The sequence below is a fragment of the Clostridium boliviensis genome, from assembly GCF_033342255.1.
Taxonomy (GTDB): domain Bacteria; phylum Bacillota; class Clostridia; order Lachnospirales; family Lachnospiraceae; genus Lacrimispora; species Lacrimispora boliviensis.
On the sequence record NZ_JAWONS010000051.1, the window covers coordinates 1 to 365 of the forward strand.

Below are 365 nucleotides of genomic sequence, written 5' to 3' on the forward strand. Positions count from 1 at the left end.
CCAACCGTTGGGCCTCCAGCAGCTTGCCTTGCGCGCGCAGCTCCTTCAGCCGCTCTTCCAACTCCGCTTCGATGTCCCGGAGGGCGCGGGCCATCACATCGGAAGCGGTGACGTAGTGGGAGGCGGGGAAGATGGCAACGTGTTCCCGATCGCCGACGATTTCTCCCGTCAGCACGTCGATTTCCCGAATTCGCTCGATCTCGTCACCGAAAAACTCCACCCGCACCGCCTGTTCGCTCCGGGACGCCGGGAAAATCTCCAACACGTCTCCGCGAACCCGGAAGGTCCCCCGGACGAAATTGATGTCATTCCGGTTGTACTGGATGTCCACCAGCTTGCGCAGGATCTCGTTCCGGTCCCGTTCC

General features: G+C 62.2%; 1 pseudogene. It reads right to left on the reverse strand.

From position 1 onward, the window contains the following. A pseudogene (locus RZO55_RS02645) lies at positions 1–365 on the reverse strand (excinuclease ABC subunit B); the annotation flags it as partial.